We start from the raw sequence: 23661 nt of genomic DNA on the forward strand, positions 1-23661 counted from the left end.
CCGGACCGACCCCCCACAGGAGGACGTGAGTTGAAGCACCGACGCATACCCAAGCGGCGTGCCGCCGTGGCAGGTGCGGGCATAGCCGCACTGGTGGCCGCGGGAGTCACCTTCCAGACTGCGAACGCCAGCGAGCCCTCGAAGGCCTCCGCGCCCCAGACCCTGTCGGCCGTGGCGGCCGGAAAGCTCGCCTCGACCCTCGGAAAGAACCTCGGCACCGACGCGGCGGGAACGTATTACGACGCGAAGGCCAGGAGTCTCGTCGTGAACGTCCTCGACCAGGCCGCCGCCAGGACCGTCGAGGCGGCCGGCGCCAAGGCGAGACTCGTCGAGAACTCCCTCGCCGAACTCGACGCCGCCCGTACGACGCTGACCAAGGACGCCACCATCCCCGGCACCTCGTGGTCGACGGACCCGGTGAGCAACAAGGTCGTCGTCACCGCCGACAAGACCGTCTCCAAGGCCGAGTGGGCCAAGCTCTCCAAGGTCGTCGGCGGGCTCGGCGCCAAGGCCGAACTCAAGCGCTCGAAGGGGGAGTTCAAGCCCTTCATCGCGGGCGGCGACGCCATCTCCGGCTCGGGCGGACGCTGCTCGCTCGGCTTCAACGTGACCAAGGGCGGTCAGCCGTACTTCCTCACCGCCGGGCACTGCACCAGCGCCATCAAGACCTGGTCGGACTCCAGCGGCAACCAGATCGGCCAGAACGCCGACTCCCAGTTCCCCGGCAATGACTTCGGCCTGGTCAAGTACACCGCCGACGTGGACCACCCGAGCGCGGTCGACCTCTACAACGGCTCCTCGCAGTCCATCACCCACGCCGCCGAGGCCACGGTCGGCGAGAAGGTGACCCGCAGCGGTTCCACCACTCAGGTGCACACCGGCACGGTCACCGGTCTGAACGCCACCGTGAACTACTCGGAGGGCACGGTCAGCGGTCTCATCCAGACCGATGTCTGCGCCGAGCCCGGCGACAGCGGCGGCTCGCTCTTCGACGGCGACGCGGCGATCGGCCTCACCTCCGGCGGCAGCGGCGACTGCACCTCCGGCGGCCAGACCTTCTTCCAGCCGGTCACCGAGGCGCTGTCGGCCGAGGGCGCCTCGATCGGCTGATCGTCGGCTCCGCCGGTTGCGCGAAGTTGTGTGAAGTCCCGCCCCTGCGCGAGAGGGGCGGGACTTTCGCGTGCCGTGTCGCTCCCCGCGCGGGGTGTGCAGTTGATTGTCTGCGGGCGCGTTGTGGCTGGTCGCTTCCCGCGGCGGAGCCGCATGTCGATGCAGCCCCGCGCCCCTTCGGGGTGCGGCCCGACTGCGCCGCGCTTCTCGCGCAGCACCGCCGCCGGCAGCGTGACCGCGATCCCGGCCGCCGCCCACGCCGACAGCACCAGCAGCGAGGCGGTCGTGTCGTCGCCCTTGAAGTACGCGATCGACCGCTCCGCCCGGGTCCCGGCGCCCGGCGGCGGCATCGGCAGCGGCAAGGCGCTGATCCCCGCCCCGACCGCAAAGATGATCAGCGCCCCCAGCCCACGACCACATAGACCACATAGAAGGAGGACAGCCCGTCGAAGTCCTGGGAGTTTCGGACTGCAGGGCGCCCACGGCGTGCGGCGTGACCGTGTCCTTCGCCTCGGCGGGAAAGCTCCTCTGTGCCATGCCCTCGCGGCCGGGGCGGCGGACGTTTCCGCAGGTGGGGGAGGGCCGAACGGTTGTCGCACACTCGTTCGGTTTTTGGTCTATGGTGGGGGTGTGGCAGTCGGGAACTGATGTTCGAAAACGGAGACAGATCAGACAGCGGGAGGTGCGGATGCCTGGCTTCACCCATCTGCACACCGCCTCCGGATTCTCCCTGCGCTACGGTGCCTCGCATCCGGAGCGGCTGGCGGAGCGCGCCTCCGAACAGGGCATGGACGCCCTCGCCCTCACCGACCGCGACACCCTCGCCGGCACGGTCCGCTTCGCCAAGGCCTGCGCCAGGGCGGGCGTCCGACCGTTGTTCGGCGCGGAACTGGCGGTGCAGCACCCCGCCCGGCTGCGCGAGGACGATCCCGTACGACGAGAAAGGCGCCGCACCCCCGTACGCGGCGGTGCCTTCATCGACGAGTCCACCCCCCGCGTCACCTTCCTCGCCCGGGACGGCGCCCGCGGCTGGGCCGACCTGTGCCGCCTGGTCACCGCGGCGCACTCCGCCGACGGCCCGCCCCTGCTGCCCTGGACGGACAACCACGCCGACGGCCTGACCGTCCTGCTCGGCCCCGCCTCCGACGTCGGCCGCGCCCTCGCCGCCGGCCGCCCCGACCGCGCGGCCAGGCTGCTCGCCCCCTGGCGCGAGATCTACGGCGACGCCCTGCGCCTCGAGACGGTCTGGCACGGCCGCAAGGGCACCGGCCCCGGCTCCCTGCGCCTGGCCGCCCGCACCGTCGGCTTCGCCGCCGAGCAGCGCATCCGCCCGGTGCTCAGCAACGCCGTCCGCTACGCCGACCCCGGCCTCGGACCGGTCGCCGACGTCCTGGACGCGGCCCGCCGCCTGGTCCCCGTCGACCCGACGAAGGAACTGGACTCCGGCGAGGCCTGGCTCAAGGACGCGGGCGGCATGCTGCACACCGCCGAGCGGATCGTCGAGGCCGCGGGCTACCGGCGTGACACCGCCCACCGCCTGCTGGAGCAGACGCAGGCGACGGCCGCCGAGTGCCTGGTCGACCCCGAGGACGACCTCGGCATGGGTGCCGTCCACTTCCCCGAGCCGCACCTCGTCGGCGCCGGCCGCCGCACCGCCCAGCGGGCACTGGCCTCGCGGGCGGCGGCCGGGATGGTGCTGCACGGCTACTCCGACAGGCGCGCCTACTGGGAGCGGATGCACCGGGAGCTGGACATCATCGCCCACCACGGCTTCGCCTCCTACTTCCTGACCGTCGCCCAAGTGGTGGACGACGTACGGAAGATGGGCATCCGGGTGGCCGCCCGTGGCTCCGGAGCGGGCTCCCTGGTCAACCACCTCCTCGGCATCGCGAACGCCGACCCGGTCGAGCACGGACTGCTGATGGAGCGCTTCCTGTCCAAGGAGCGGGTGGTGCTCCCCGACATCGACATCGACGTGGAGTCAGCACGCCGCCTCGAGGTCTACCGCGCGATCATCGACCGGTTCGGCGAGGAGCGGGTCGCCACGGTCTCGATGCCGGAGACGTACCGCGTCCGCCACGCGATCCGTGACGTCGGCGCGGCCCTGTCCATGGACCCGGCCGACATCGACCGCATCGCCAAGTCCTTCCCGCACATCCGCGCCCGCGACGCCCGCGCGGCACTGGAGGAACTGCCCGAACTGCGCGCGCTGGCCGGGGAGCTTCAGCGGGAAGGGGCGCGCTACGGACGGCTCTGGGAACTGGTCGAGGCCCTCGACGCCCTGCCGCGCGGGGTCGCCATGCACCCCTGCGGAGTGCTCCTCTCCGACGCGTCCTTGTTGAGCCGTACGCCGGTCATGCCGACCAGCGGCGAGGGCTTCCCCATGTCGCAGTTCGACAAGGACGACGTCGAGGACCTCGGACTGCTCAAACTCGATGTGCTCGGGGTGCGGATGCAGTCGGCGATGGCGCACGCGGTCGCCGAGGTGCAGCGGGCCACGGGGGAGCGGATCGACCTGGACGCGCTGGAGGGCGGCGACCCGGCGACGTACCAGCTCATCCGTTCCACCGAGACCCTGGGCTGCTTCCAGATCGAGTCGCCGGGGCAGCGGGACCTGGTGGGGCGGCTGCAGCCCGCCACCTTCCACGACCTCGTCGTCGACATCTCCCTCTTCCGCCCCGGCCCGGTCGCCGCCGACATGGTGCGGCCGTTCATCGAGGCGCGGCACGGGCGGGCGCCCATCCGTTATCCGCACCCGGACCTGGAGGAACCGCTGAAGGGGACGTACGGGGTCGTCGTCTTCCACGAACAGATCATCGACATCGTGGCCATCATGACCGGCTGCGGACGCGGCGAGGCGGACCGGGTGCGGCGCGGGCTGTCGGACCCGGAGTCGCAGGGGCGGATCAAGGTGTGGTTCGCCCAGCACGCGGCGGCCGGCGGATACGACGCGGAAACGATTCGGCGGACCTGGGAGATCGTCGAGGCCTTCGGTAGTTACGGCTTCTGCAAGGCGCACGCGGTCGCCTTCGCCGTGCCGACGTACCAGTCGGCGTGGCTGAAGGCGCACCACCCGGCCGCCTTCTATGCGGGGCTGCTCACGCACGACCCCGGGATGTATCCGAAGCGGCTGCTGCTGGCGGACGCGCGGCGGCGCGGGGTGCCGGTGCTGCCGTTGGATGTGAACAAGTCGGCGGTCGCCCACCGTATCGAACTGGTGTCTGAATCCAGGGAGTCGAAGGGGCCCGAGGTCTGGGGGCTGCGGCTGGCCCTCTCCGACGTGTACGGCATCAGCGAGGCCGAGGCGGCGCGGATCGCGGAGGGACAGCCGTACGCCTCGCTGCTGGACTTCTGGGAGCGGGCGCGGCCGAGCAGGCCGCTGGCCCAAAGGCTGGCCCAGGTCGGCGCGTTGGACTCCTTCGGCGCCAACCGGCGTGATCTGCAGCTGCACTTGACCGAGCTGCACCGGGGCGCCCGGGGCGCGGGCGGCGGCCAACTCCCCCTGACGGGCGGGCGGAAGACGGCCCCGGCCGGGCTGCCGGACCTGTCGGAGGCGGAGAAGCTCAGTGCCGAACTGGGAGTGCTGTCGATGGACGCCTCGCGCAACCTGATGGACGATCACCGGGCCTTCCTCGACGAGCTGGGCGTGGTCTCCGCGCGCCGGCTGCGCGAGACCAGGCACGGCGAGACGGTTCTCGTGGCGGGTGCCAAGGCGGCGACACAGACCCCGCCGATCCGCTCCGGCAAGCGCGTCATCTTCTCCACCCTGGACGACGGCACGGGCCTGGTCGACCTCGCCTTCTTCGACGACTCCCACGACGCCTGCGCGCACACCGTCTTCCACTCCTGGCTGCTGCTGGTGCGCGGGGTGGTGCAGCGGCGCGGCCCGCGCAGCCTCAGCGTGGTGGGCGCCGCCGCCTGGAACCTCGCCGAACTGGTCGAACTGCGCGCCGAGGGAGGCCTCGACGAGGTGGCGAAACGGCTGGCGCGGCCGCTGCCGGAGGGCGGCGGGGATTCGGCCCACGGCCGGCGGATCCAGCTGCCCACCGGATACGAGCTGAACCCGTGGGCCGATCTGCGGCCGGCGGGCCAAGAGCCCTCACAGGTACGGAAGTTGTGGCACCAGAGCCCGGGGAGCGCGGGATGACCATCGTGTGCGTACGTTTCCAGCTGCCTCCGGAGTCCGAGGCCGCGCTGCCGGGGCTGCTCGGACTGCTGGAGGAGTTCACCCCGGTCGTTCAGGCGCTGCCTCCGGACGCGGCGCTGGCGGATCTGCGGGGTGCCGAGCGGTACTTCGGGCGCAGCGCCATCGAGCTGGCGGCGGTGATCCGGGTGCGCGCCCTCGCCCTGTACGGCGTCGACTGCGTGATCGGCGCCGGGCCGGGCCCGATGCTGGCCCGAGTGGCGCTGGGCGCGGCCGGGCCCGGGCTGACCTGCGAGGCCCCCGGCGATCCGGACGGCATCGCGGAGTTCCTCGCGGACCGCCCGGTCACCGCGCTCCCCGGCGTCGGCGCGGCCACCGCCCGCACCCTGGGCGAGTACGGCCTGGACACGCTCGGCCGGGTCGCTGCCGCACCGCTCTCCACGCTCCAGCGTCTGATCGGCGCGAGGGCGGCCCGCGAACTGCACGAGAAGGCGAACGGCGTCGACCGCGGCCGGGTCGTCCCGAACGCCGTCTCCCGCTCCCTGGCCGCCGAACGCCCCTTCCCCCGCGACGAGTTGTCCCCGGACCGGCACCGCCGCGCGCTGCTCTGTGCCGCCGAGGAACTGGGCGCCCGGCTGCGCGCCCTGGACAAGGTCTGCGGCACACTCACCCTCACCGCGCGCTACGCCGACCGCACCGCGACGACCCGCACCCGCACCCTGAAGGAACCCACCGCGCACTCGGCCGCCCTGACCAGGACGGCGTACGACATGTACGAGGCCCTGGGCCTCCAGCGCGCCCGCGTCCGCGCCCTCACCCTCCGCGCCGAGTCCCTCGGCCCCGCCGAACAGGCCTCCTACCAGCTCACCTTCGACCCGGTGGACGAGAAGGCCCGCCGCATCGAGGAGGTCGCGGACCGGGTACGGGCGAAGTTCGGCCCCGGGGCGGTGCGGCCGGGGGCGCTGGCAGCGTAGAGATCAGTTGGCCCACGGAGGAGTGAGCCGGGTGCCGTCGGCGAGCACCGCCTCCAGGCCGACGGACGTGGTGACCCAGGAGATGGCGGTCTGATCGGTGGGGTTCTCGACGCCGAGGGTCGCGCCGGGGTTGACGATGACCGTGTCGCCCGCGGTGATGCGTTCGGTGCGGCCGTCGAGGGTGATCAGCAGCTCCCCGATGAGGAGATGGAAGACCTCCTCGCGGCTGACGGTGTGAACCGGCGCCTTGGTCCCGGCGGGGATCTCCCCGCGCCAGGCGCAGAGTTCCTTGCTTCCGGTGAGCGGGGTGGCGTACGAGACGAAGCGGGCGCCGTGGATCTCATGGGTGACGGCTTCGGATGTGCGGATGACGGGCATGGCTGACTCCGATCCATATGGTCAAGCAGCTTGACTATCTCGAACCATAGTCAAGCTGCTTGACCATTCCGTCAAGGGTGTTTCAATGCCTCCGTGCACAACTCCGAGGCCATGGCCCTGTCCGCCGCCCTGCTCGCCGTCGCCGGTGAGCTCACGCATCGCATCAATGAGGGTGTCCTCGCCCGCGGTTTCGAGGGGGTGCGTCCCGCGCACGGCTTCGCCTTCACGCGGCTCGCCCCGGACGGCGCGACGGTCACCGACCTCGCGGTCCATCTCGGGGTCACCAAGCAGGCCGCCAGCCAGCTCGTCGAAGAGATCGTGCGGAAGGGCTACGCCGAGCGTCGGCCGCATCCCGTGGATGCCCGCGCCAAGTTGATCGTGCTGACCGAGCGAGGGTGGGCCTGTACGCGGGCTGCCGAGGAGGCTGCCGCGGAGGTGGTGCAGAGGTGGAGTGATGTGCTCGGTGAGGGTGGAGTGCGGGCGTTGGGTGGGCAGTTGGGGCGTATTGCGCCCTATGGGCCCATCCGGCCCGCCTGGTGAGGGTTCGGCCTCGGCTACTGGCGAGTCAGTTATCACTGGAAGTTTTTACTGACGCGTAACTTCACACTTGCACTACCCGCCCGTAACTTGACGAGTGAACAGCATCCTTCGTGATCCGGATCACAGGGCGTAAGGCCATCGCAACTCCCTTGAGCCGCAAGGAGATCACACGATGCTGCCCTGGAAACGAGTGCTCAGACCCCTGACCGCGCTGCTGATGACCGCCGCGGTCGTCACCGTCCCCGCCGCCACCGCCGCCCACGCCGACACGGCCGCCACCTCGTCGAGCGGCTGGAACGACTACTCCTGCAAGCCGTCCGCCGCCCATCCCCGGCCCGTCGTCCTGGTGCACGGCACCCTCGCCAACTCCGTCGACAACTGGCTGGCCCTCGCCCCGTATCTGGAGGACCGAGGCTACTGCGTCTTCTCCTTCGACTACGGCCAGCTGCAGAACGTCCCCGTCTTCTACGGCCTCGGTCCCATCGACAAGTCGGCGGAGCAGCTGTCCGCCTACGTCGACAAGGTGCTCGCCGCGACCGGTGCCGCCAAGGTCGACCTCGTCGGCCACTCGCAGGGCGGCATGATGCCCCGCTACTACCTGAAGTTCCTCGGCGGTGCCGCCAAGGTGAACGCCCTCGTCGGCATCGCGCCCGACAACCACGGCACCGACCTCGACGGCTTCACCAAGCTGCTGCCGTACTTCCCCGGCGCCGCGGACCTGATCTCCGCCTCGACCCCCGGGCTCGCCGACCAGATCGTCGGATCCGCGTTCCTCACCAAGCTCAACGCCGGCGGCGACACCGTTCCCGGCGTCCACTACACGGTCATCGCCACCAAGTACGACGAGGTGGTCACCCCGTACAGCAGTCAGTTCCTGAGCGGTCCCGACGTGCACAACGTGCTGCTGCAGAACCTGTGCGCACTCGACCTCTCCGAGCACGCCCTGATCGGACTGACCGACCGGATCGCCTTCCATGAGGTGGCGGGCGCCCTCGACCCGGCGCACGCCTCCGCCACCACCTGTGCGTCGGCGCTGAGCTGACGCACCTCTCGGGGCCTGTCCGACCTGAGCCGCCGGACAGGCCCCGCGCTCTTCGGCCCGGTCAGCGGCCGTGCCGTCCGCCGTCGCCGGTCGCGCGGCGGCGGACCGAGGAGACCGAGAGGAACAGCGCCGCCGCACCGAGCGCCAGGGCGGCCGCGCCGCCGACGGCGAGGTACGAGGTGCTGTCGTCGGCGCCCGTCTCGGCGAGGTTCTCCGACGTCCCGGCCGCCTGGGGCCCGTTGGCCGCGGCGGCGGCCGTCGGATCCCCGGAGGTCCTCGCGTCGGCGTCACCGTGACCGTAGTGCTTGACCGTCGACTTGTCGGCACCCGCCTCGATCTGGCGGTCGGAGGGGGCGGAGGCGGTCGGCGCCGGGGACGAGTTGCTCGTCGTACCACTGCCGCCGGTGTGACCGCTGCCGAAGCTCACGTCCGAGCAGGAGTAGAACGCCTCCGGGCTGTCCGAGCGCTGCCAGATCGCATACAGGAGCTGCTTGCCGGAGCGCTCGGGAAGCGTGCCGGAGAAGGTGTAGAAGCCGCCCGAGGCGACCGGGTCGGTGGCCGTCGCCACCGGGTGGTCCAGGTCCAGGTCGGACCAGGCCAGTGGGTGTGCCGGGTCGTAGCCGGCCTTGGTGACGTACACCTTGAAGGTGCCCTTGTGCGGGGCGGTCACGCGGTACTTGAAGCTGTACGGACCCGCGCTCACCCTCGTCGCCGGCCAGTCGGCGCGGGCCAGGTCGAGCCCCTTGAACTCCTCGTTGTCGGCGCTGCACAGCTTGCCGTCCGGGATCAGCGTCCGGTGCCGGCCGTTCGCGTCGCCGATCCGGATCCCGTTCCAGTCGTAGAGCGCCTGGGTGCCGCCGGCCGCGACCGCCGCCCTGCACGCGTCCGACTTCGGACTCTCCGGACCCTCCGCGTAGCACTGCGCGACCCGGCTGACCGGGTCGCCCATGGTGCCGTGCGCCGACGCCGGGGCCGCGGCGAGGGCGGTCAGGGCGAGCGGGACGACGCCGAGGGCGGTGAGAGCGGCGACCTTGCGGCGGCGTGCGGGCATGCGGAATCTCCTCGGAACGGTCCTGGTGCGTGGGGCGGATCGCGGGGGCGAATCCCGTGGGGTGCGATCAGAAGCTAGCCCCAAGAAACCGTGAAATCGCCTGCTGGAGGCGGGTGACGGAGATCCTTATGGTGGCGTTAAGGGAGTGCTCAGCCTGGGATCAGGTAATACCGTGCGCGGCATGACCGACGAGGAGATCCGGGCGGCTGTCGCCGCCGACGTACCGGCCGTGAAGGCCGTGATCGACGCCGCCTACCACCACTACATCGAGCGGATCGGGGTGGTGCCGCAGCCCATGCAGGCGGACCACGCGGCGAACGTGGCCGCGGGGAAGGTGTTCGTGACGGGAGATCCCGTGATCGGGCTGGTCGTACTCGAGAGGCACGACGACCATCTGTACCTCGACAACATCGCCGTCCACCCCGAGGCGCACGGCAGGGGAGTGGGGCGAAGGCTGCTGCAGTTCGTGGACGCACGCGCGCGTGCGCTCGGACTGCCCGAGGTCAGGCTCTACACCAACGCGATGATGTGGGAGAACCAGAAGATCTATCCGAAGTTCGGCTATGAGGTCGTCGAGCGGCGGGTGGACGGTCCCTACGACCGCATCCACTACCGCAAGCGGCTGGATCGACCTGACTGAATGACGGGCTGGACCGGCTGCTTCAGCCGTCCGGCCACCACGTTCGTGCGATGTCCTTGCGGACCTCCGGGCGCCCGGAGGGGCGCTCGTCGGCCTCCTCGCGGACCTTGCGGGAGTCCGTCTTCCCCAGGGGCTTCTGCACGGTGGTGCGGCGCATGACTGCCTCCTTCAGTGCCTACCGGGTTCCGCGTTCTCACGGAGGTAGACCCTTTCGGGGAGAGTGACTCATCGGTCGGGGTCTGTCTGTGGTGGCTGTCACGAATCGACTGTCAGTGGCGGGTGTCACTCTTGGGCGCATGACCAACGACAATGACGCGCTGAGCTGGGCGGCTGTGGACTGGGACGCGGAGGCCGCCTCCTTCGACGAAGAACCGGACCACGGTCTGCGCGACCCGCGGGTGCGCGACGCCTGGGCCGAGCGGCTCAGCTCCTGGCTGCCGGAGCGGCCGAGTGACGTCCTCGACCTGGGCTGCGGCACCGGCAGTCTGTCGCTCCTCGCATCCGAGCAGGGACACCGTGTGACCGGCGTGGACACCTCCCCGGCGATGGTCGATCTCGCGAGAGCGAAGCTGGCCGGACGTGACGCGGCGTTCCTGGTCGGTGACGCGGCGGCGCCGCCGGTGGGGGAGCAGCGCTTCGACGTCGTGCTCGTACGGCATCTGCTGTGGGCGCTGCCCCAGCCCGGGCGGGTCCTGCGGCACTGGCGGGAGCTGGTGCGCCCCGGAGGCCGGCTGGTGCTGGTGGAGGGCGTATGGGGGACGGTCACGCCGGTCGGCATACCGGCCGACGTGCTCACCGGCCTCCTGGCACCGCTCGCCGCCGAGGTCCGGCTGGAACAGCTGTCGCAGGACGCGCAGCTGTGGGGGAAGGAGGTGACGGACGAGCGGTACGCGGTGGTGGCGCTGGTGTGAGCCCTCAGGCCAGGAGCGCGTCGAAGCCGCCCTCGCGGGCCAGCGACTCCAGCTCGTCCAGGGCGGCGACGGCGGCGGCCGCGGCCTCCGGGTCCGTCGCCGCCAGGCCGCTCTCGGCGAACTCGTCCTCGTCCAGGCGGAGTACGTCCCTGCCGTCGGCGGAGTGCCACAGGTCCAGGTCGAGGTCCTCGACGACCAGCTCCGAGCCGGAGAGCGTGGCCGGGCGGGTGACGTCGCAGTACCAGCCCTTCAGGGTGCCCTCGAAGTCGCGGACCTCCTTCACGGCGTACCAGCGGTCGCGCCAGTAGTACTCCGTGAACACGTCGCCCTTCTCGAAGCGGACGAAGCCGAAGTCGCGGACGCCGTCCCCCGCCCAGGGTGCACGGACGACGACGCGCGTACCGTCGTCGCCGAGCAGCTCCGCCGCGTAACGGATCTTCGTCCGGCCCGCCTTGACCAGGACGACGTCCAACTGCCGTGGATCGTCAGGCGAGTTCGCGGACATACCGCACCTCCGATGCGCAGATCTCGTATCCGAACCATTTGTTGATCGCGAGCATGGGCTCGTTCTCGGTGTCGTTGCCCGTGAGCGCCACCGTGTATGCGGCGGCGCGGGCGCGGTGCAGGGAGTCGTTCTTGGCGAGCTTGGCCAGGCCGCGGCCGCGGTAAGGGCGGGCGGTGCCCGTCATGGCGGTGGCGTAGCGGCCGGTGGCAGCGTCCGTCCAGGCCAGGCTGAACGCGGCCGGGCGGCCCTCGACGAGCGCGATCGTGGTCAGCTGCCGGTCGAGCAGAGGGTGCGCCCAGGTCTCCGCGATCCAGGCCTCGTAGTCGGTGAGCTCGGCCTCGACGTCGCTCGGTTCGTCCGACACCGTCATCGCGTCCAGCTCGAACAGCGGGCGCGGATCGTCCGCGAAGTCGGCCGCGGAGCGCAGCTCGACGCCGGGCGGCGGGGACTGGAGCGGCGGGAGCGCCCCGCCGGTCAGATCGAGGCGGAGGAAGTGCGCGGAGCGGCTGGCGCGGTAGCCGCGCCGTTCGGCGAAGGCCCGGTTGGCGGGCTCGTCCAGGACCCAGGCGAACAGCTTGGTCGCGCCGTGCCCGGCCAGGTGCTGCTCGGCCGCGCGGACCAGGAGGTCGCCGGCACCGCGGTGGGTGCGGCCCGGGTGCACATAGATGTTGAGCATGCCCTGGCCCGGCTCCGGGCTGTCGTACGCCAGTTGCACCTGGGCCGTGCCGACGACCTCGCCGTCCTCCTCCGCGACCAGGGACCGGAAGCGGGCGTCGGGGTGGGTGTGGGCGAGACGGTGGACGATGGCGTCCGGGGTCCACAGGATATACGGGAGGGCCAGATGGCGGACATGGGCGAAGCCCTCCACGTCGGCCCTGTCGTCGGAGCGGAGATCGCGCACGGTCACTGTCATTGGGCGCACGCTACGGGGAAGGCGCACCCGGGTGCCTCTCATTTTCGGGCCGGTGCGGGACAATCGGCAGCGTGACCTTGAAGATCCACATCGACGACAGTGCCGCGCCGTACGAGCAGGTGCGGGCGCAGATCTCCGAGCAGGCGCGGTCGGGGGTGCTGCCGGTGGGGTACCGGCTGCCGACCGTGCGGGGGCTGGCCGAGTCGCTCGGGCTCGCGGCGAACACCGTCGCCAAGGCGTACCGGGCGCTGGAGAGCGACGGGGTGATCGAGACGCGGGGGCGCAACGGAACGTTCGTCGCTGCCGCGGGCTCGGCGGCGGAGCGGGAGTTGGCCCTGGCGGCCCAGGCATACGTCGAGCGGGCTCGGCGGCTGGCGGTGGGGGAGGATGCGGCGCTGGCCGCCGTGCGGGATGCCCTGCGGGCGGCTTACGAGGGGTGAGCGGTCCCCCCGGGGGTGCTCTTGGCACTGCGGCCGGCCCGTGGATCGTCTGCAGGCCCGCTGTGGCTTGTCGCGCAGTTCCCCGCGCCCCTTTGGGGGCGCTGCTGTTACCGCCGGGTGGTCAGTTCCGGGGTGCGCGTGACCGTAAACCCCGCCCTGGTCGCCGCCCGGCTGAAAGTCACCGCGTCCTGCACTGCCGCCCCGCCCGGGTCGTTGTTGAAGTACGCGTAGACGTCCCGGGCGTCGGACCAGGTGGTGGCGATCCGGTCGACCCAGGTTTCCAGGGAGCGGCGGCCGTAGTGCGGCCATGGTTGGGCGCGGCCCTGGTGGAAGCGGACGTAGCCCCAGTCCGTCGTACGCCACAGCGGAGTGACGGGGCGGGCCTGGACGTCGGCCCAGCACAGGGCGGCACCACGGGCTTCCAGGACCTTGCGTACCTCCTTCGTCCACCAGGAGTCGTGACGTGGTTCGACCGCGACCCGGGTCGACGGGGGGAAGCAGGCCAGGCACGCGTCCAGCAGCCCCGCGTCGGCCTTCAGCGTCGGCGGGAGCTGCAGGAGCACCGGGCCCAGACGGTCGCCGAGGCCCGCCGCATGGCTCATCAGACGGTGGACCGGCTCCTCGGGATCCTTGAGGCGCTTGATGTGGGTGAGGTAGCGGCTCGCCTTCACCGCCACCATGAAGTCCCGCGGTACGCGCTCCCGCCACGCCTCGAAGTTCTCCCGTGTCGGCAGCCGGTAGAAGGCGTTGTTGATCTCCACCGTGGCGAAGTGCTCCGTGTACTCCTCCAGCCACAGCCGCATGGGCACATCGGCGGGGTAGAAGACCTCCCGCCAGTCCTTGTACTGCCACCCCGACGTTCCGACGAACAGGGTCATACGTCCATCAAAACACCGGTCGCCTACAGATACAGCCCGGCGTCCGCCCCGTCCCGCGGTTCCGGGAGCGCCGTCGGGGAGGTGCCGCGGCGCAGTGCGTACAGCTCCGCCAGGGTCGCGCCCTCGCGGCCCACGCCCTCCTCGGTGCCCAGCCAGTTCACCGCCTCCGCGCGGGTCAGCTGCCCCACCTCGATGCGGGCCAGACAGCGGCCGGGCCGGACCACGGCCGGGTGCAGGCGCTCCAGGTCCTCGTTGGTCGTCACGCCCACCAGCACGTTGCGGCCCTGGCCGAGCAGGCCGTCGGTCAGGTTCAGCAGCCGCGACAGGGCCTGGCCCGCCGTGTGCTTGGCCTCGCCGCGGATCAGCTCGTCGCAGTCCTCCAGGAGCAGCAGCCGCCAGCGGCCCTTGCCCGTCGAGTCCTCCTCGCCGATCGCGATGTCCATCAGATAGCCGACGTCGGAGAACAGACGCTCGGGGTCGAGCACGCAGTCCACCTGGCACCAGTCCCGCCAGGAACGCGCCAGCGTGCGCAGGGCGGAGGTCTTGCCGGTGCCCGGCGGTCCGTGCAGCAGGAGCAGACGGCCCGCGATGTCCTCCGGTGTCGTCTTCATCAGGCGGTCCATCGCGTCCGCCACCGGCGCCGTGTAGTTCTCCCGCACCTCGTCCCAGGTGCCCGCGGAGATCTGCCGGGTGGTGCGGTGCGGGCCGCGCCTCGGGGAGACGTACCAGAAGCCCATCGTCACGTTCTCCGGCTGGGGTTCGGGCTCGTCCGCAGCGCCCTCCGTCGCCTGGTCGAGGACCTTCTGCGCCAGCTCGGCGCTGGTCGCCGTGACCGTGACGTCGGCGCCGCGGTTCCAGCGGGAGATCAGCAGTGTCCAGCCGTCGCCCTCCGCGAGCGTCGCGCTGCGGTCGTCGTCACGGGCCATGCGCAGTACACGGGCGCCCGGCGGCAGGAGCGTCGCCCCGGAGCGGACGCGGTCGATGTTCGCCGCATGCGAGTACGGCTGCTCGCCCGTCGCGAAGCGGCCGAGGAACAGCGCGTCGACGACGTCGGACGGCGAGTCGCTGTCGTCGACGTTGAGCCGGATCGGCAGAGCGTCGTATGGGTTCGCAGACATGGCGCCCATGATCCGGCACGTGGGCGCTCCGCGCACTGGATTTCCCCCGCTCTGTCCCGGTGTCTCTTCGCATGCGCGAGTCCACCGGCCCGCTGCCGGGGTTCCGCGGGCCCGCAGTGGACCGCTGATGCCACTGTCCCGGGAAATGCAACAGACCGTGCATGCACAACATCTGCCATATGTGGCATTCCCACGGTTACTGTTGCCTTCGATGGGACGTCATGAGTGGAACTCGGGGGCACGGCGGTGGCGGCTCACCGCGCTGCTCGGCGTGGGCGTGGCCGCACTGGCTCTGATCGTGACCCTGCTCAACACGCTTCCGGGGAACGGCGCCGGCACCGCGGGCACCTCGCGCAACGGCGACACGGTGCACGGCACCCCGGTCACCCCGCCCTACCAGGACAGACCCGAGGTCGGCTGGGGCTTCACGCACACCCAGTACAGCGCCGACGAGGGCAGCTCCGCCGCCACCGAGCGGGTCGAGGGGCTGATCTCGGACGCCGGGGGCATGCCGCAGGACCAGGCGATCATGGGCTGGGGCGCGGACAACCCCGAGCCGGTGAAGGGGCGTTACGACTTCGACGCGATGGACCGCCGTATCGACTTCATCCGCAAGTCCGGCGGCACCCCGGTGGTCACCCTGTGCTGCTCCCCGGACTGGATGAAGGGCGGCAGGGCCGGCGTCGACAACACCAACTGGAGCCAGTCCGCGCTGGAGACGGCCCCGCAGCCCGAGCACTACGCGGACTTCGCCGCGCTCGCCGCGACCGTCGCCAAGCGCTATCCGGACGTACGCCACTTCATCGTCTGGAACGAGTTCAAGGGCTTCTGGAACGACGCCAAGGGCCGCTGGGACTACGAGGGTTACACCAGGCTCTACAACCTCGTCTACAAGGCCCTCAAGAAGGTCGACAAGGACATCATGGTCGGCGGGCCGTACCTGGTCATGGACAGTGTCGACCCGCGTGCGGACGAGGCCTCCAAGACCTTCAAAGGCCCCTGGGGCGCCATGGACCAGCGGGTCCTCGACGCCTTCGACTACTGGAACAAGAACAAGGCGGGCGCCGACTTCGTCGTCGTGGACGGCTCCAGCTACACCAACGACGACGAGATGCTGCCGAACGAGTTCGCGGCGACCGACAAGTTCACCGCCGTCGGCACGTGGGTGCGGCAGCAGACCGGCAACCTCCCGCTGTGGTGGTCCGAGTACTACGTCGAGCCCGCCGACGGCAACGACGACCGCAAGGGCTGGTCCGAGACCCGCCGTGTCGCCGTCCAGGCCGCCGGAATGATCGCCATGGTCAGGGGCGGCGCCTCCTCCGGCTTCTACTGGAACCCGGAGGACGAGAAGGGCAGCGACTGCGCGGGCTGCCTGTGGACGCCGACCGACAGCGCGGACGGCGGCAGGAAGCTGCCCATGTTCGACCTGGTCTCCCGCTTCCACCAGGCCTTCCCGCCCGGCACGAAGTACACGAGCGTCTCCGTCGCCGCGGACGACGTGCCCAACGTCCGCGTCCTCGCCACCGACAGGACCGTCCTGGTGGTCAACACCCTCGACCGGTCGATCAGCGCGAAGGTCGACGGCAAGCGGTTCGAGATGCAGGCGTACGAAGTGAAGTGGCTCAACCGGTAGGCAGGTAGGGCCACTTCACCGGTTGAGCCACTCTACGACGCGCGAGCTCACTTCACCGTCAGGAACCGCTGCACCAGCGAGGCCAGCAGCACCGCCAGCAGCGGCAGCGAGAACCAGAAGCTGCTCTGCAGCCACCGCAGCTGCCGCACGCCCGGACGCACCGCGACCCGCACCACCTCGCGCGCCGTCAGCAGCACGATCAGCGCGAGGGCGGCCAGGGCGCCGACGACCGACCACGGCGTCCAGGTGATCACCGGTCCGATCGGACCCGGATTCGGCTGCGGCACCTTGCCCTCGGGCTGCTTCCTGAGGGCGTAGACGGTGGCGTCGTCGTTGACGTACACCTTCTTCAGCTCGGGCCGCTGGTCCAGGTTCTGGATGAGCCGGGGCTGCCAGGTGTCCGAGTAGCCCACGTCCATCTGGAGATAGGTCGTCTGGCCCGCGTTGACCATCAGATACGAGTTCGGGCCCGCGTCCTTGAGCGCCTTGACCAGGCCCGACACCAGTACCGGGTCAGCGGGCGCCAGGGTGGGCACATAGTTGACCCGCTCCATGTCCCTCGCGCCCCACGGCATCGCCGGCGTCACGTCGTTGACCGTGTCGTTGCTCAGCCACAGCAGACGGACGGTCGGCTTGTCATGGGCGTACACGTAGTCCATGGCGGCGACCTCACCGGGCCGGACCCGCTCGAACGGCTCGTTGCCCCAACGGGCCACCAGGAAGCCGCCCATCAGGACGAGGCCCGCCATCAGCGCGGCCAGCGGGGCGAGGCTCACGCGGTCCTTGTCGCGTTCCTCGGCGGTGATGCCGGTGCGCGGGAACAGGGCTAGGCCGCCGAGGAGAGCCGCGCCCGGCACCGCGAACATGAAGACGCGCAGGGCCATCTCGCCGCCGTAGGACTGCATGCCGAAGCCCAGGAACGGCACGAACGTCAGCACCAGCAGCGAGCGCTCGCGGTACTTGTGGTCGCGCCGCCGCCACCAGCCCCAGCAGGCGAACGCCATCACGGCGCCGGCCAGCAGCACGCGCGCGTACAGGACGAGCTTGTGGGTCGAGTCGCCGCCCTGGATGCGGCCGGAGACCGAGGTGGAGACATTGCTGCCGACGCCGCCGACCCCGCCGAACAGCTCGTCGAAGTGGCCGGACCAGTAGGGCTCGGCCATGAAGCCGATCCACACCGCCACCACCACGGCGAACAGGATGGGCAGGCCGCGCAGTTCGGACCTGCCGACCAGGACGAGCACCGCGAGCACGCCCAGCATCACGAACGGGGTGAGCTGGTGGGCCGGGACGCTCGCCATGAACAGGCCGATCAGCACCCCGAGCAGGACGGCCTTCTGGCGCCGGTTCGCCGGCTCGACCTCCGCCTCACCCGGCCGCTTCTTCGTCCAGATCACCCGCGGCTCACGGAACCAGACCAGCAGGATGGCGACGAACGCGAGGTAGAGGAGGTAGGTGAAGCCCTGCGGGGAGAAGTAGTCCTGGCCCACCCAGCTGCTGAGCACGAAGATCCAGATGCCGGTCCACTTGGCGCGCCAGCTCGCCCGCAGGGAGCGCACCAGCAGGAACATCGGGGCCAGATACAGGAGCTGGATGGTCAGCGGCCACCAGCGGATGAGGTCGGTGAGGTCGGTGACCCCGCAGGCCTTGGTGACGAATGCGGCCACCGCGAAGAAGCCCGGCCAGCTCCAGCGCGCGTCCAGGTCCGGTACGGCGGACCCGGTGCGGTCGATGTAGTCGAGGAACCCCAGGTGCTGCCAGGCCGTCGGGAACCGCGGCTCGCTCTCGATCACCGCGGGCAGCGCATGCAGCGACACCACGGTGGCCACCAGGGTGACCAGCAGCAGCGCCTTGTGCTCACGGCCCAGCCACAGCAGCGAGGCGAACACCGCGACCAGCAGCGCCGCCCCGACCAGCGTCGGCAGCGGCAGCACCGAGATCAGACCGAGCCCGCCCATCCGGTCCAGGTCGGCCTCGCCCAGGCGCAGCGCGGGCACCCAGTACAGCAGCAGCGCGGCCACCAGCAGACAGCCGAGGACGACTCCGAGGCGGGTGGGCTGCAGCCGCTCCCGCCAGGACAGCTGCGGCGGTTCGGACCCTGACAGGGGCGCCTCTTCCGGTACGAGCGACGCCTCCGCCTCTCGTACGACCTTCTCGCCCGCCTCGAAGCCCCTGTCGAGGCCCCTGCCGAAGCCCGCGGCGAAGCCGGGCTCGAACTCGGTCTCGAAGGGCGCGTCCACCTCCGTCTCGGCCGGTCCCAGGGAGGCTTCGGAACCCGGTTCGCGCTCTTCGACGGGCAGACCGACCTCCGGGTTCTTCGCCCAGGTCGGCCGGGGGTCGACGCGTGCGACGGGCGTGCCGGTGGGCGGGGTGCCCGGGCCCGGGCGGACGTCGGGACGGCGTTCGAGGTGGTCGAAGTCGACGTGGATGCCGAGGGCGAGGGTGTCCGTGTCCAGCGCCCAGGCAGGACCCCGCCTGCGGGGCCTCTCGACGGCCGGGTCCTCGCTCGCCCCCAGGTCGGCGAGGTCCCCGTCGGGCGCCGTCTCCTCAGGGACGGCATCGGCCGGTGCGGCCCGGACGGTCCGGTACAGCTTGGGTGCGGCGATGGCGACGATCACCGCGAGCGAGGAGATCTCGGCGACGCCCGCGCCGGTCAGCCCCATGCGGGGGAGCAGCAGCAGCGTCAGACCGAGCACCAGGACGCACAACAGGCCCTGCAGCCAGGCCAGTCCCGCGGTGCGGCTCTGCGCGCGCAGCACCGCGAAGTACGTCTCCATGACGACCCTGAGCAGCGCGCCGACCGCGAACCAGCGCAGCAGCGGTGTCGCCGCGTGCGCATAGCCCTGGCCGAACACGCCGAGGATCCACGGGGCGCCGATGAACAGCAGCCCGCAGATCGGCAGCATGATCCGCGCCATCCGCTTGAGCGCCGCCCGGGTGTTGGCGGACAGCCGGCCCGGGTCGTGCGAGCCCTCGACGGTCAGCGAGGCGCCCATGTTGATGGCGAGCAGATTGACCGTGCCGCCGATCGTCGTGGTGATGTAGAAGTACGCGTTGTCCTCGGAGCTGACCTGCGAGGCGATGATCACCGGGATCAGATAGACCACCGCGAGCGAGAACAGCGAGCCGGTGTAGTCGCCCGCCAGGAACCTGCCGATCTCCTTCAGCGTCGGCGGTTTCGCATGGTCGGCGGTGGCCTCGATGTGCCGGGGGACCAGCCGCCGGAACACCAGCAGGCCGAGCGGCACCACGGAGGTGGCGATCGCCAGCACCCAGGACACGAACACACCGGTCGTGGGCATGCTGGCGGCGAGTCCGACCAGCAGCGCCAGCTTCACCGCCGAGAACACCGTGTTGCCGACCGGCACCCACGGCGCATTCCGCAGCCCGGTCAGCACCCCGTCCTGCAGCGTCAGCAGGTTCCAGGAGGCCACGGCCATGATGAAACCGAGGCCCTTGATCGGCCCGTGCAGGAAGTGGTACGACGGCCCCCAGGTGCTGAGGGTCAGCAGGAAGATCCCCGCCGCGAACGACACGACGACACAACTCGCCGCATACGTACGGAAGATGAGGCGCCCGGTGGCGCGCCCGGCGACCGGGATGAAGCGGGCCAGGGCGCCGGTCAGCGTCACCGCCGTCAGCCCGGCGAGCAGTTTCATCGCGGCGATCGCGGCCGAACCCTGGCCCACCGCGGACTCGGAGTAGTAGCGGGCGGCGATCAGCCAGTAGCCCAGGCCCAGCACGGCGGAGATGCCGGTGTTGAGCATCAGGGCGTAGGCGTTGCGGAACAGCGGGCTGCCGCCCTTGGACCTGCCCAGCCCGGGCAGCCGAAGACGGCGCCCCGACTGCTCGGGCGCTTCGGTCGCGGGCTGCTTCGCCTCGGTCGTTGTGGTCGTGTCAGACACGGGAACGGATGGCCTTCCGGCGGACCTGTCGTGCTCTGCGGACCAGGGCGTACCCCTTGGTGAGGGCACGGTCCCCGGCGAAGGTGCGGGCGATCGAACGGCCCTCGACCAGCCGCTCGAACTCCTCGATGCCCGTGCTGCGGCGCACGGTCACACGCTGAAGGGCGTACGGCCCCTGCCGGCGGCGCGCGAGGCCGTTGCCGACGGCGAGCGCCTGGGTGTACCCCGTCTCGCGGACCGCCTCGCGCACCCGGCGGCTGGAGTAGCCGTAGGGGTAGGCGAAGGAGGCAGGGACGGTGCCCAGTTCGTCGGCGACGATCTCCTTGCAGTGGATCAGCTCGTGCCGCAGCGACTCGTCGTCGAGTTGGTCCAGTTGCGGGTGGGTGTGGCTGTGGCCGCCGATCTCGACGTCCGCGGCGGCCAGTTCACGCACCTGCTCCCAGTCCAGCATCGTGTCGAGGCCGCCCCCGGTGTCGTGCGCGCCCTTGATCCAGCCGGTGGAGACGAACAGCGTGGACGCGAAGCCGTGCTTGGCGAGCACCGGCAGCGCGTGCCGGTGCACGCCCTCGTAGCCGTCGTCGAAGGTGATCAGCACCGGACACGGCGGAAGCGAGCGGCCGGACCGCCAACTCGCCGCCAAGGCAGCGGTGTTGACCGGGGTGAGGCCCAGGTCGCCGATCATCGCCATCTGTTCGGCGAACGCCTCGGGTGCCACCGACAGCGCGCGCGTGGCGTCGTTCGGCGCGGCGGCGACCGAGTGGTACATGAGAACCGGTACGGGCGCTTCGCTCACTGAGATCCCCCCTCGATCCCGACCACGGAGAACGCGGCACCGCCCTTGCGGGCCCGGACGCTGCCCACCACGTACCCACCCGCCGCCGTCAGCACCCCGGCGACGATCGCACCCGCCCGCCCCGCACCGCCCGGCCGGGCCAGCACGGCGTCCCGCAGGCCGCGTACCACACCGGCCGGCAGCACCCGGGTGGTGTACCGGCGCTCGGACTCAAGTCCCTTGTCCGCCCCCACACTTCGCGCCACCAGCGCCTTGGACAGGCCCTCGGCGTACGCGCGCGTGCGGAAGTATCCGAAGTGCTCACGCGCCTCGGGCACCCGGTGATGGATCACCGCACGGTCGTCGATCAGCAGGATCGCGTCCGGCCTGGCGCGGGTCAGCCGGATGCACAGCTCCGTCTCCTCGCAGCCCAGCGGGCGCTTGTCGCCGTCGCGCCCGATACCGGTCGCGAAGCCGCCCGCGGCGTCGAAGGCCGTACGGCGGAACGAGGCGTTGCCGCCCAGGACGTTGCGCACCCGCACCAGACCCGGCGGCAGCCCCCGGTACGTACAGCCCACCACCCAGTCGAACTCCTCCGGGAACCAGGCAGGACGGCGGCCCGAGGCCCAGATCGGCATCGTACGGCCGCCGACGGCCATCACTCGCGGATCCGCGTACCCCTCGGCGAAACGCCGCAGCCACTCCCGCTCGGCCACGGCGTCGTCGTCGAGGAACGCGATCACCTCGCCCCGCGCGGCCGCGATACCGGTGTTGCGGCCGGCGGACAGCCCGCGGGGGCCCGCGTTGGCGAGCACACGGACCTCACCGGTCTCCTTGCAGTCCTTGTACTCCTTGGCGAGCCGGTCCAGCAGAGTGGGGTTGTGGTCGACGACCAGCAGGGTCTCCAGCGCGGGCCGGGACTGCGCACGCACCGAGGAGACCGCCGCGAGGATGTCCTCCCAGCGGTCCTCGGTGTAGACGCAGATCACGACGGAGATGTCGAGATCGCTCAAGACACCTCTCCCCGCACCGAGTCGACCATCGGGGAGTGGCGTTCCTGGGAGCGCAGCTCGCGCCGGTTCGAGCGCTCCTTGAGGATCACCTTGAGCACCCGGAACCCGTCCCGCACGGCCCGCAGATTGCTCGCGCCGTGGATGCGGAGGTACTCGTGACTCGGGATCTCCTGCACCTTGAGCCCCGCCTTGACCACCCGGATGTTGATCAGGGTCTCGATCTCGAAGCCCGTGCAGTCCAGGGAGATCTTGTCCAGGCAGTGCCGCCAGAACGCGTTGTAGCCGTAGCAGAGATCGGTGTAGCGGGCGCCGAACTTGCGGTTGACGATGGTGCACAGCGCCCAGTTGCCGAGCTTGCGGATGAACGTCATGTCGTCGGTGCCGCCGCCGTTGGCGAAGCGCGAACCCTTGGCGAAGTCCGCGCCGGAGACCAGGGCGGACACGTACGACACGATCTCGTTGCCGTCGGCCGAGCCGTCCGCGTCGACCATCACGATGATGTCGCCGGTGCACGCCTCGAACCCCGTGATCAGGGCATCCCCCTTGCCCTTGCCCTGCTGCTCGACGACCTTGACGTTCGGCCACAGGCCGCGGGCCACTTCGACGGTGTCGTCCGTGGAATTGCCGTCCACCAGGACGACTTCGTGTATCCAGTCCGGAAGTGTCTTGAACACGTACGGGAGATTCTCCGCCTCGTTCATGGCGGGAATCACCACACTCACCGGCGGCGCGATGGCCAGGTGAGAGGAGATCGGCCGGTATTGGCCGGCAAGTGACGGGCCTTGGCCCGTGGCCGCCGGCCGCAGAACAGAACTCATGAGTCTGGTCCCTCTCGTCCGGTGGACCGCCCGCCCCTGGGCGGCCCGGTTGTGTGTCCGGTTCGAAAGGGGGGTTTCACGCCTGTGGCAATGACGAAATGGATCTCCGTGCACGCCGATGGCGAGCTGGCAAAGCTTGCCGTCTGCCGTGGAACGGCAGCCGGTCGCGCGGCACGACCCGGTCACAAGTGCGGTCACCGAGCACGGCACCCCCCTACCGCGCCCCACGCCGGGAACCATCGCGGTCCTGAGCCCTCCCCTGGGCCGCTCGATGATGGACCGATGCGGGTGAGATGTACGACGGTATTGACGAATGAACCCGTATGGCAAGAGCTGGAACGAGGCCTCACCTTTTTGTTGGTTTGACCGTTACACAACTTAGAAGAAGTAGGAAACTGATCACGGTCATTGCGATGATTCCGCCGCGCACCGACCACCGGTGAACGGCCAACATGCCTTGTGCGACCAGCATGTTGAGAACGATTGCGCCCGCGACGGCGGCGAGTGCGCGGCCGAAGGGCTCCAGTCCGCGCAGCGCGGCCCCGATGGCCGTGGCGGGCGCGGCGAGCAGAAAAAACAGGGTGAGCGGCCCGCGCAGCGGCGAGCCCGAGTCGACCAGCGCCAGCAGCGCGCCGAATCCCCCGACGGCCGTCGCGGCGCCCGCGAGCAGTGGCGACAGGTCCCTCCCCGGTCCTGGTCGCGCCCGCTCGGCGCCGTCGGTCGACGAACTGCCGTCTGCCGAAGGTCTTTTGCCGAGTCTCTTGATACGAATGGTCTGCATTGGCGACTTTGCCCCCCAGCGCGCCGGATGCCGGGCTTCAATGTCGCGCAGCCCAAGAGGGGGCGTCAAGGTGCCGAAGGGCCCATGGCGCTTCT

Annotated in this window: 21 protein-coding genes; 9 read left to right on the top strand and 12 right to left on the bottom strand. The window is 70.7% G+C overall.

The window, feature by feature from the left end:
* The first annotated feature begins 30 nt into the window (after positions 1-30).
* The 3 genes from ABD355_RS31140 to ABD355_RS31155 all read left to right on the top strand — a co-directional run bounded on the left by ABD355_RS31140 (position 31) and on the right by ABD355_RS31155 (position 6228).
* On the top strand, positions 31-1110 hold the full coding sequence (locus ABD355_RS31140; RefSeq protein ID WP_344404157.1) for a S1 family peptidase: 1080 nt from the start codon (positions 31-33) through the stop codon (positions 1108-1110).
* A 688-nt stretch (positions 1111-1798) separates the two neighbouring features.
* Positions 1799-5257 carry a DNA polymerase III subunit alpha gene (locus tag ABD355_RS31150; protein ID WP_344404158.1) on the top strand — a complete coding sequence of 1153 codons (3459 nt, stop codon included), beginning with the start codon at positions 1799-1801 and terminating at the stop codon, positions 5255-5257.
* On the top strand, positions 5254-6228 hold the full coding sequence (locus ABD355_RS31155) for a DNA polymerase Y family protein (RefSeq protein WP_344404159.1): 975 nt from the start codon (positions 5254-5256) through the stop codon (positions 6226-6228). The genes ABD355_RS31150 and ABD355_RS31155 overlap by 4 nt, the downstream gene beginning before the upstream one ends.
* A gap of 3 nt (positions 6229-6231) precedes the next feature.
* Here the strand turns inward: ABD355_RS31155 and ABD355_RS31160 are convergent, their stop codons facing one another.
* Positions 6232-6606, bottom strand: coding sequence for a cupin domain-containing protein (locus ABD355_RS31160; RefSeq protein ID WP_344404160.1), 375 nt, complete (start codon positions 6604-6606; stop codon positions 6232-6234).
* 93 nt (positions 6607-6699) lie between these two features.
* Between ABD355_RS31160 and ABD355_RS31165 the strand changes: the two genes are divergently transcribed.
* Both ABD355_RS31165 and ABD355_RS31170 read left to right on the top strand, forming a co-directional pair.
* Positions 6700-7146, top strand: coding sequence for a MarR family winged helix-turn-helix transcriptional regulator (locus tag ABD355_RS31165; RefSeq protein WP_344404162.1), 447 nt, complete (start codon positions 6700-6702; stop codon positions 7144-7146).
* A gap of 172 nt (positions 7147-7318) precedes the next feature.
* Positions 7319-8188, top strand: a complete 870-nt coding sequence (locus tag ABD355_RS31170) for an esterase/lipase family protein (protein WP_344404163.1) — start codon at positions 7319-7321, stop codon at positions 8186-8188.
* Positions 8189-8249: 61 nt separating this feature from the next.
* Here the strand turns inward: ABD355_RS31170 and ABD355_RS31175 are convergent, their stop codons facing one another.
* Positions 8250-9239, bottom strand: coding sequence for a lytic polysaccharide monooxygenase auxiliary activity family 9 protein (locus tag ABD355_RS31175; RefSeq protein ID WP_344404164.1), 990 nt, complete (start codon positions 9237-9239; stop codon positions 8250-8252).
* 181 nt (positions 9240-9420) lie between these two features.
* Here ABD355_RS31175 and ABD355_RS31180 point away from each other — a divergent pair, with 181 nt between their 5' ends.
* On the top strand, positions 9421-9879 hold the full coding sequence (locus tag ABD355_RS31180; protein WP_344404166.1) for a GNAT family N-acetyltransferase: 459 nt from the start codon (positions 9421-9423) through the stop codon (positions 9877-9879).
* Positions 9880-9901: 22 nt separating this feature from the next.
* On the opposite strand, the gene ABD355_RS31185 is transcribed toward ABD355_RS31180, so the two are convergent.
* Complete coding sequence (locus ABD355_RS31185; RefSeq protein ID WP_344404167.1) at positions 9902-10036, bottom strand: hypothetical protein; 135 nt, start codon at positions 10034-10036, stop codon at positions 9902-9904.
* Between the two features lie 139 nt (positions 10037-10175).
* Between ABD355_RS31185 and ABD355_RS31190 the strand changes: the two genes are divergently transcribed.
* Positions 10176-10790 (top strand): class I SAM-dependent methyltransferase, encoded by a 615-nt coding sequence (locus tag ABD355_RS31190; RefSeq protein ID WP_344404168.1) that lies wholly within the window; start codon positions 10176-10178, stop codon positions 10788-10790.
* Between the two features lie 4 nt (positions 10791-10794).
* Here ABD355_RS31190 and ABD355_RS31195 read toward each other — a convergent pair whose 3' ends face one another.
* Together ABD355_RS31195 and ABD355_RS31200 are read right to left on the bottom strand one after the other, a co-directional pair.
* Complete coding sequence (locus tag ABD355_RS31195; RefSeq protein ID WP_344404169.1) at positions 10795-11295, bottom strand: ribonuclease FAU-1 family protein; 501 nt, start codon at positions 11293-11295, stop codon at positions 10795-10797.
* Entirely contained in the window at positions 11276-12208 is a 933-nt protein-coding gene (locus tag ABD355_RS31200) for a GNAT family N-acetyltransferase (protein ID WP_344404170.1), read from the bottom strand. The genes ABD355_RS31195 and ABD355_RS31200 overlap by 20 nt, the downstream gene beginning before the upstream one ends.
* Before the next feature lie 71 nt (positions 12209-12279).
* Here ABD355_RS31200 and ABD355_RS31205 point away from each other — a divergent pair, with 71 nt between their 5' ends.
* Positions 12280-12648 (top strand): GntR family transcriptional regulator, encoded by a 369-nt coding sequence (locus ABD355_RS31205; RefSeq protein WP_344404171.1) that lies wholly within the window; start codon positions 12280-12282, stop codon positions 12646-12648.
* 107 nt (positions 12649-12755) lie between these two features.
* Here ABD355_RS31205 and ABD355_RS31210 read toward each other — a convergent pair whose 3' ends face one another.
* Together ABD355_RS31210 and ABD355_RS31215 are read right to left on the bottom strand one after the other, a co-directional pair.
* Positions 12756-13526, bottom strand: a complete 771-nt coding sequence (locus tag ABD355_RS31210; protein ID WP_344404172.1) for a DUF72 domain-containing protein — start codon at positions 13524-13526, stop codon at positions 12756-12758.
* 23 nt (positions 13527-13549) lie between these two features.
* Positions 13550-14644, bottom strand: a complete 1095-nt coding sequence (locus ABD355_RS31215; RefSeq protein WP_344404174.1) for a DUF5925 domain-containing protein — start codon at positions 14642-14644, stop codon at positions 13550-13552.
* A gap of 211 nt (positions 14645-14855) precedes the next feature.
* Here ABD355_RS31215 and ABD355_RS31220 point away from each other — a divergent pair, with 211 nt between their 5' ends.
* The gene (locus ABD355_RS31220) at positions 14856-16277 is read left to right on the top strand and encodes a GH39 family glycosyl hydrolase (protein ID WP_344404175.1); all 1422 of its coding nucleotides are present in this window, start codon (positions 14856-14858) and stop codon (positions 16275-16277) included.
* Between the two features lie 47 nt (positions 16278-16324).
* Here the strand turns inward: ABD355_RS31220 and ABD355_RS31225 are convergent, their stop codons facing one another.
* From ABD355_RS31225 to ABD355_RS31245, 5 genes are all read right to left on the bottom strand, one after another.
* Entirely contained in the window at positions 16325-20182 is a 3858-nt protein-coding gene (locus ABD355_RS31225; protein ID WP_344404176.1) for a lipopolysaccharide biosynthesis protein, read from the bottom strand.
* Complete coding sequence (locus ABD355_RS31230; RefSeq protein WP_344404177.1) at positions 20175-20975, bottom strand: polysaccharide deacetylase family protein; 801 nt, start codon at positions 20973-20975, stop codon at positions 20175-20177. Before ABD355_RS31230 ends, ABD355_RS31225 begins: the two co-directional genes overlap by 8 nt.
* Positions 20972-21967: a glycosyltransferase family 2 protein gene (locus ABD355_RS31235; protein ID WP_344404179.1), complete on the bottom strand. Its 996-nt coding sequence runs from the start codon at positions 21965-21967 to the stop codon at positions 20972-20974. The genes ABD355_RS31230 and ABD355_RS31235 overlap by 4 nt, the downstream gene beginning before the upstream one ends.
* On the bottom strand, positions 21964-22785 hold the full coding sequence (locus tag ABD355_RS31240; RefSeq protein WP_344404180.1) for a glycosyltransferase family 2 protein: 822 nt from the start codon (positions 22783-22785) through the stop codon (positions 21964-21966). The genes ABD355_RS31235 and ABD355_RS31240 overlap by 4 nt, the downstream gene beginning before the upstream one ends.
* A 346-nt stretch (positions 22786-23131) precedes the next feature.
* Positions 23132-23566, bottom strand: coding sequence for a hypothetical protein (locus tag ABD355_RS31245; RefSeq protein WP_344404181.1), 435 nt, complete (start codon positions 23564-23566; stop codon positions 23132-23134).
* Between the last annotated feature and the right edge of the window lie 95 nt (positions 23567-23661).

The organism is Streptomyces longisporus, from assembly GCF_039532765.1.
GTDB lineage: Bacteria > Actinomycetota > Actinomycetes > Streptomycetales > Streptomycetaceae > Streptomyces > Streptomyces longisporus.

Coding starts and splice junctions, on each gene's coding strand:
- ABD355_RS31150 (WP_344404158.1), top strand. CDS start 1,799: ATGCCTGGCTTCACCCATCTGCACACCGCCTCCGGATTCTCCCTGCGC.
- ABD355_RS31175 (WP_344404164.1), bottom strand. CDS start 9,239: ATGCCCGCACGCCGCCGCAAGGTCGCCGCTCTCACCGCCCTCGGCGTC.
- ABD355_RS31210 (WP_344404172.1), bottom strand. CDS start 13,526: ATGACCCTGTTCGTCGGAACGTCGGGGTGGCAGTACAAGGACTGGCGG.
- ABD355_RS31200 (WP_344404170.1), bottom strand. CDS start 12,208: ATGACAGTGACCGTGCGCGATCTCCGCTCCGACGACAGGGCCGACGTG.
- ABD355_RS31195 (WP_344404169.1), bottom strand. CDS start 11,295: ATGTCCGCGAACTCGCCTGACGATCCACGGCAGTTGGACGTCGTCCTG.
- ABD355_RS31220 (WP_344404175.1), top strand. CDS start 14,856: ATGGGACGTCATGAGTGGAACTCGGGGGCACGGCGGTGGCGGCTCACC.
- ABD355_RS31215 (WP_344404174.1), bottom strand. CDS start 14,644: ATGTCTGCGAACCCATACGACGCTCTGCCGATCCGGCTCAACGTCGAC.
- ABD355_RS31240 (WP_344404180.1), bottom strand. CDS start 22,785: ATGAGTTCTGTTCTGCGGCCGGCGGCCACGGGCCAAGGCCCGTCACTT.
- ABD355_RS31245 (WP_344404181.1), bottom strand. CDS start 23,566: ATGCAGACCATTCGTATCAAGAGACTCGGCAAAAGACCTTCGGCAGAC.
- ABD355_RS31160 (WP_344404160.1), bottom strand. CDS start 6,606: ATGCCCGTCATCCGCACATCCGAAGCCGTCACCCATGAGATCCACGGC.
- ABD355_RS31180 (WP_344404166.1), top strand. CDS start 9,421: ATGACCGACGAGGAGATCCGGGCGGCTGTCGCCGCCGACGTACCGGCC.
- ABD355_RS31185 (WP_344404167.1), bottom strand. CDS start 10,036: ATGCGCCGCACCACCGTGCAGAAGCCCCTGGGGAAGACGGACTCCCGC.
- ABD355_RS31155 (WP_344404159.1), top strand. CDS start 5,254: ATGACCATCGTGTGCGTACGTTTCCAGCTGCCTCCGGAGTCCGAGGCC.
- ABD355_RS31190 (WP_344404168.1), top strand. CDS start 10,176: ATGACCAACGACAATGACGCGCTGAGCTGGGCGGCTGTGGACTGGGAC.
- ABD355_RS31170 (WP_344404163.1), top strand. CDS start 7,319: ATGCTGCCCTGGAAACGAGTGCTCAGACCCCTGACCGCGCTGCTGATG.